Here is a 6,241-nt window from a genome sequence, read left to right on the forward strand (position 1 = left end):
TTCGCTTCGCTCAGGCCCCCCCTTTGCCAAAGGGGGCAAGCGGCTTCGCCGCTTGTGTGGCCCTGCTTCGCAGGGCTCATCCCTCGCCCTCGCTTCGCTGGAACATTACATCTAAACAAAAAACCGCCCCCAACTGGTCTTCCAGATGGGGGCTTGCTTATTATGCAGAATGTAATTGTTTCGTCTGGGGATCGAAGCTGCGCAGGCAGGTGCCGCCGCCAAGGGTCCGGCGGGTGAGCAGCAGGGTATTGTCCTCCTGCCAGCTCAGGTCCAGGATGGCGGTCTCCGTCCCGTCCCAGTGCTGCAAATCGAAGGAGCTCCCCCAGGAACCCTCCCTGGGCTTCTGCCAGCCCACGGCGAACTCGGTGGGGCTGTCGTAAAGTGAGGCGCACCACTCCCCGTCCTCCGACCAAATCTGGAAGCGGGTTATATTCCACGCCAGCCGGGATGCCGTGATGGTCTGGACCGTCTGGGTCAGCTCCGGGCCCGCCTCCGGGAGGATTTTCCAGTTTTCGCCGCTCTCCCTCCAGTCCGCCCAGTTGGAGAGGTACAGGTCCTGACCGTCGGTGACCAGATAGGAGAACCGCCTCTGGATGATCTCTCCCGCCGACAGCTCCCGCAGCAGAAAGTGGCGGTTCTCATAGATAACGTCGGTGACCCCGCCGTCCTCTTAAATCAGCCGCAGCTGGCAGGGGACGCCCAGCCCCGCCTTCCACACGAACTGGGCCAGGTCCCCTTCACCGCCCTCCGGCGAGACAGGCCCCGGGACGTCCGGGATCTGTTCCAGCTCCTCCAGGGGGGCGAAGCCGTAGGGGTGTTCGGCGGTGTAGAGGCTTTCTCCCAGCTGGAATTGGGCGTACAGCGTCTCGCCGCCCACCTCCTTCACCATGCGGTAATACCCCGGCTCTGTCTGATTTCTCAGTGAACAGGTCAGCGCCATGGTCTCGCCGGGGGCCAGCCGGTAGAGGGGAAGGTTGAAATCAAGCGCCGGAGCATCCTTCCAGCGGCCCTCCTCCCAATACTGGAGATGGTAGGGCTCCCCCAAGTCCACCGACTCCTCCCTGTCGTTGTGAACGAAGTAGGTGCAGGAGGTGACAGAGGGGTCGTACACCGGGTGCTCCAGCTCCATGGTCAGCCCCGCCTCGGAGGGGTCCGGCGGCGGGGAGGGCTCTGCCAGCGGCGCCTGCCCCCAGTGGCCTGCCAGCAGGAGTGCGATAAGGTGTTTACTCATAAAAATTTCTCCTTTCTTTAGATAGACGCAAAAGGACAGAAAAAGTTCCCAGTTTGTTGTACAAACTCACACACATTTTTCCCGGTCCGCCGCATATACTGATATGTATATCACAATCTGAACCGGGGAGGACTGACCATGAACGATAACAAAAATATGCTGCCTCTGCCCCCCAGCCCCCCGCCCCGAGGGCCTGATCTGGACGACCTGATCTTTCAGGGGGAGGGCTGGCTGGCCAGCGACCGATAGCGGGACGTCTCCACATCGGAGATGTCCTTTCTCTTTATGCGGAGCAAACCATGCTGTTTCCCCGCGTAAATCCCTTGACAAAGCAGGGATTGGCGGATATAACAAAACAAAAGGCGCTGTTACGGCGGTTGGCCCGGAACGAAACGATTAAAAAACCGTTAGCCGCTCAGGTAGGGATCGGGCGGCTAACACGCTCTTGGGGCGGCGGCAGGACTTTTTCCCGAAAAACCGTTGACACGGGGAACGGCATCGTGTAAAATGAAATGGTATCTGCTGGCCCAAGTCAGCTTACAGGCGCCGAAGCGTCTTTCGTCCCAGCGCAGTTTGATTTGTGTTCCACGAAGGCACACAGCTCCTTTTCAGAGGGAGTTGTATGTCTTTTTGCGTTCTCGGGCTGATTTTGGGCTGAAATTATTTTAAAGGAGGATTTTGTTATGGCGTGTTTTGTGGTCCCTGCCGCTGAGGCGGTGGTGGTCAAGGCGGTGACGAAGGCTGCGGAGAAGCGCGGCGAGTCCCACGGCTCCATGGAGGGTATGGGCTTTGTCAGCAAGCTGAAGTGGCTGAGCAATATGCTGTGGGGCGGTGCGCTGCTGCTGCTCTTTGAGCACGTGTGGCACGGCGAGGTGGTCCCCTTCTTCCCCTTCCTGACGGCGATGGAGACACCTGCCGCCACCATGGAGATGCTGGGAGAGATGGCCACCACAGGCATACTGATGGCCGGGCTGATAACCCTTGTGTGGGTTGGTATGGTGCTGGTGAGCAGCGCCATGGAGCGCAGCGCCGGACAGGCCGCCCTCCAGTAAAGAGGAAGGGATATGACGCTGCTCATCGCCGTCCTGGCCGCTGTGACGTCCACTGCCGTCTGGTACAGCAGCAGAACCGCCCGGGAGATGAAGGTGGGAGTGCTGTGCTGGATGTTCTGGGGAGCTTCCCTGATGTGGCTGGGGGACGCCATTGTGGAGTACATGGAGCTGGGCCCGGCCTACTTCACCCCGGAGCCCCTGGATATGCTCAATGACCTGTTTCTGGGCCTGTCCGTGGTGGCCCTGGCCCTGGTGGTCTGGGTGGTGCTCCTGCTGGTCAAGGACCCCAAAGGTGTGGTCCGGTCTCAGCTGCGGAAGAAAAATTAAAAAATGTCCTCTGACCGGCAGAAGTCAGAGGGCATTTTTCATTGTTTGCGGTGACTCAGCCCTGTTTCGTAGGGGTGGAGAATTAACCCTTGACCTCCAGCAGGGGAGCGCCGGCCCGAACTGCGCCGGAGGCCTTGGGGGTCACGCTCTGGTAGTCGTCGGTGTTGCAGACAATCATGGGGGTTGTGAGCAGGTAGCCCACTGCCTTGATGGCCTCCATGTCAAAGGAGATGAGCAGGTCGCCCTTCTTCACCTTTTGGTCTACCGCCACATGGGCCTGGAAGTGCTTGCCGCCCAGCTCCACGGTGTTGATGCCGATGTGGAGGAGCAGCTCCACGCCCTCCTCTGTCACCAGCCCGATGGCGTGGTGAGTATCGAAGAGGTTGTCAACCACGCCGTCAGCGGGGGCGTACAGCTTGCCCTCGCTGGGCTCAATGGCCACGCCCTCCCCCAGCACGCAGGTGGAGAAAGCCTCGTCCTGGACCTCCGCCATGGGAACCACGGTGCCGCTCATGTGGGCGCACATCACCGCGTCCTGCTTTGCTTCGGCGGGGGCCTTGGCGGCGGCGGGCGCGGGGGCGGTCACAGCGTCCAGCCGGTCGGACTCGGGGGAGTCCATAAAGTCCACCAGATTGGATTTAATTACCGCCACCTGGGGGCCGTAGACCACCTGCACGCCGTTGCCCTTGTGGATGACGCCGGAGGCCCCCGACTGCTTCAGCATTGCGTCGCTCACCTTGTCCGCGTCAATGACGGTGACCCGCAGGCGGGTTGCGCAGCAGTCCACGTCGGACAGATTGGCCTTGCCGCCCAGGCCCTTGAGGATGAGGGCGGACACGGGGTCAGACACGCCCCCCGCAGGGCTGGAGCCGTCGGGGCCCACGCCGGTCTTGGCCTTGAAGTCGGAGCGGGTAAACAGCTTGGTCTCCTCGTCGCCCTCCTCCCGGCCGGGGGTCTTCAGGTCCATTTTAGTAATCATGAAGTAGAAGGTGAAGTAGTAGATCACAAAGTACACCAGACCCACCACCACAATCCACATCCAGTGGGTCTTGGCGTTGCCCTGGAGGATGCCGAAGAGGGTCAGGTCGATGATGCCGCCGGAGAAGGTCATGCCCACGCCCACGTTGAAGATGTGCATCAGCATGTAGGACAGTCCGGCGTAGACGCAGTGGACGGCGTACATCAGGGGGGCCACAAAGAGGAAGGTGAACTCCAGGGGCTCGGTGATGCCGGTGAGCATAGCGGTGAGAGCGGCAGAGATGAGCAGACCGCCGGCCACCTTCCGCTTTTCAGGCTTAGCGGCCCGATACATGGCCAGAGCCGCGCCAGGCAGGCCGAAGATCATAAAGGGGAACTTCCCCGCCATAAACCGGGTCGCGGAGACGGAGAAGACCTGAGTGGACTTGGAGGCCAGCTCAGCAAAGAAGATATTCTGAGCCCCCTGAATGGTCACGCCGTCGATGACCGCGGTGCCGCCCATTGCGGTCTGCCAGAAGGGCATATAGAAGACATGGTGCAGGCCGAAGGGGATCAGGGCCCGCTCCAGGATACCGTAGATCCAGGTGCCCGCGTAGCCCGACTGAAGAACCAGATTGCCCAAGGCGGCAATGCCCGTCTGGACCACCGGCCAGATATAGAACATGGCGATGCCCACCGCCACAAACACGATGGTACACACAATGGGGACGAACCGGGTCCCGCCGAAGAAAGAGAGCACCTGGGGCAGCTGGATCTTATAGAACCGGTTGTGGAGGGCGGCCACGCCCAGGCCCACGATGATGCCGCCGAAGACGCCCATCTGCAAGGTGGTAATGCCCAGGGTAGAGGTGGTGGTATTGGCCGCCATAGCCTCCACGCCCCCTCGGGCGGTAATCATAGCGGAGATAGCGGTGTTCATCACCAGGTAGGAAATGGCCCCCGACAGGGCGGCAACCTCCTTCTCCTTCTTGGCCATACCGATGGCCACGCCCATAGCGAAGAGCAGGGCCAGGTTGTTGAACACGGCGCTGCCGCACTGGTTCATAATGTCCAGAACGGTGTAGATCACGCCTCCCGGGTAGATGATGCCGGTGAGGCCGTAGGCCTCCAGCATGGTGGGGTTGGTGAAGGAGCTGCCCACACCCAGCAGCAGGCCCGCCACCGGCAGCAGAGCGATGGGGAGCATAAAGGAGCGGCCAACCCGCTGCAAGACGCCAAAGATTTTGTCCTTCATAAAACTTCCTCCTTTTATTGTAATATGGCTGAAAATATGAAAACCCATACCCCGCATACCGGGCGGCTCCGGTACGCGTTGTATGGGTTTCGCCCTGAACAGGTCACGATCCCGTGTGATTCACTTCTCCCCATCTCCGGGGCGGTTCTATTTGCTGTTCAAATTGATGCGCTTGAGGTGGATGGTCAGGTAGATCAGCTCGTCGTCGGAGACCTCCTTGTGATATGCGTTGCGGATGTACTCCCCTATGTGCCGGGCGCATTTGTAGTGCTTCCCGCAACTGCGGATAATCATCTCCTGAAAGTCGGCTTCATACTTGTCCGCCTGCCGGGGGGCCGCCTGAAACAGCCGCTGGGCAAAGTAGCGCAGGTGGACCACAAAGCGGTTAAAGTCCAACGACTCCCGGTCGAAGGTCTTTTGATAGAAGTACTCTGTCACCTCCAGCGCCCCCTCAATGAGCTTGGTAATGTCGTACATCACGCTCATGCTGGTGTTCAGCTCCGCGTTGACGATGTGCATGGCGATGAAGGCGGCCTCGCTGGGATTCAGGTCCGCCCGGGTCTCCTCCTGAATGACCCGCAGGCAGTGCTGGCCCAGGTGGTACTCGGCGGGGTAGTAGCTCATAATGGCCCCCTCCAGGGGGTTCGTGAACTCGATGCCCTCCGCCTTGCGCTTGATGGCAAAACTGATGTGGTCGGCCAGGGTTATCAGCAGCGACTCGTTGAGGGGGGCCTTGAGCTGGCCCTTGATGGATTCAATTAGGTCCTGGGTCAGCTTCAGGTGCTCCATGGGGATCTGGGCCACCAGCTCCCGGAGCTTGCGCTGCTCCTCCTTACCCTCCATGCGGTAGGTCTTCTCAAACAGAGCCGGGTCCACCCGCTCCCCGATCTTCCGCTTAAAGCCCAGCCCCTTCCCGGTGACAATCATCTCACTGCCCTTGTCGTCCACCACGCAGAGGATGTTGTTGTTGATGACTTTCTTGATACGCAACTCCTCCGCCCTCCCCCAGACGCAAAGCCCCTTTTCCCGGAAAACAACAAACCAACCCCGCCTCTATATCCGCGCAGAACTGCGTGGGTTAATACAGACAGAGTTGGTCAAGCCCGGCGAGCCGGTAACATTCCAACAGCAATTACAACGCCTATGATAGCCCAACTGGAAAAAGAAGTCAAGGACAGATTGGAGAACCGCGGGATTTTCTGCTGATTTCACAATTCTTCCCCCTGAAATTTGTCCAACTTTCCCAGGAGTGGCCTTTCACAGCAGAGGCAGAGGGGGTTGACTGGCTGGCACTGCCCCAACTGTAAATTTGAGGTAGCAGATAGTGCTTCTCAGGGACAACCCCCCGCCCTCGCTTCGCTCGGGCACCCCCTTTCAAAAGGGGGCAAGCGGCTGCGCCGCTTGTGGGCCCTGCTTCGC

Annotated in this window: 6 protein-coding genes; 2 read left to right on the plus strand and 4 right to left on the minus strand. The window is 60.0% G+C overall.

All coding sequences use genetic code 11. The annotated features are described in order from the left end of the window. Positions 1-160 precede the first annotated feature (160 nt). Positions 161-307, minus strand: a complete 147-nt coding sequence (locus tag D1646_RS02150; protein WP_160634857.1) for a hypothetical protein — start codon at positions 305-307, stop codon at positions 161-163. A gap of 363 nt (positions 308-670) precedes the next feature. Then, entirely contained in the window at positions 671-1,231 is a 561-nt protein-coding gene (locus D1646_RS02155) for an immunoglobulin-like domain-containing protein (RefSeq protein ID WP_160634858.1), read from the minus strand. A 683-nt stretch (positions 1,232-1,914) separates the two neighbouring features. Between D1646_RS02155 and D1646_RS02160 the strand changes: the two genes are divergently transcribed. Beyond that, positions 1,915-2,283 carry a hypothetical protein gene (locus D1646_RS02160; protein WP_160634859.1) on the plus strand — a complete coding sequence of 123 codons (369 nt, stop codon included), beginning with the start codon at positions 1,915-1,917 and terminating at the stop codon, positions 2,281-2,283. 12 nt (positions 2,284-2,295) lie between these two features. Beyond that, positions 2,296-2,610, plus strand: coding sequence for a hypothetical protein (locus D1646_RS02165; RefSeq protein WP_160634860.1), 315 nt, complete (start codon positions 2,296-2,298; stop codon positions 2,608-2,610). 82 nt (positions 2,611-2,692) lie between these two features. Here D1646_RS02165 and D1646_RS02170 read toward each other — a convergent pair whose 3' ends face one another. Beyond that, positions 2,693-4,822 carry a PTS transporter subunit IIABC gene (locus D1646_RS02170; protein WP_160634861.1) on the minus strand — a complete coding sequence of 710 codons (2,130 nt, stop codon included), beginning with the start codon at positions 4,820-4,822 and terminating at the stop codon, positions 2,693-2,695. A 147-nt stretch (positions 4,823-4,969) separates the two neighbouring features. Further along, complete coding sequence (locus D1646_RS02175; RefSeq protein ID WP_160634862.1) at positions 4,970-5,812, minus strand: PRD domain-containing protein; 843 nt, start codon at positions 5,810-5,812, stop codon at positions 4,970-4,972. Between the last annotated feature and the right edge of the window lie 429 nt (positions 5,813-6,241).

Source organism: Pseudoflavonifractor sp. 60 (genome assembly GCF_009911645.1).
Taxonomy (GTDB): domain Bacteria; phylum Bacillota; class Clostridia; order Oscillospirales; family Oscillospiraceae; genus Lawsonibacter.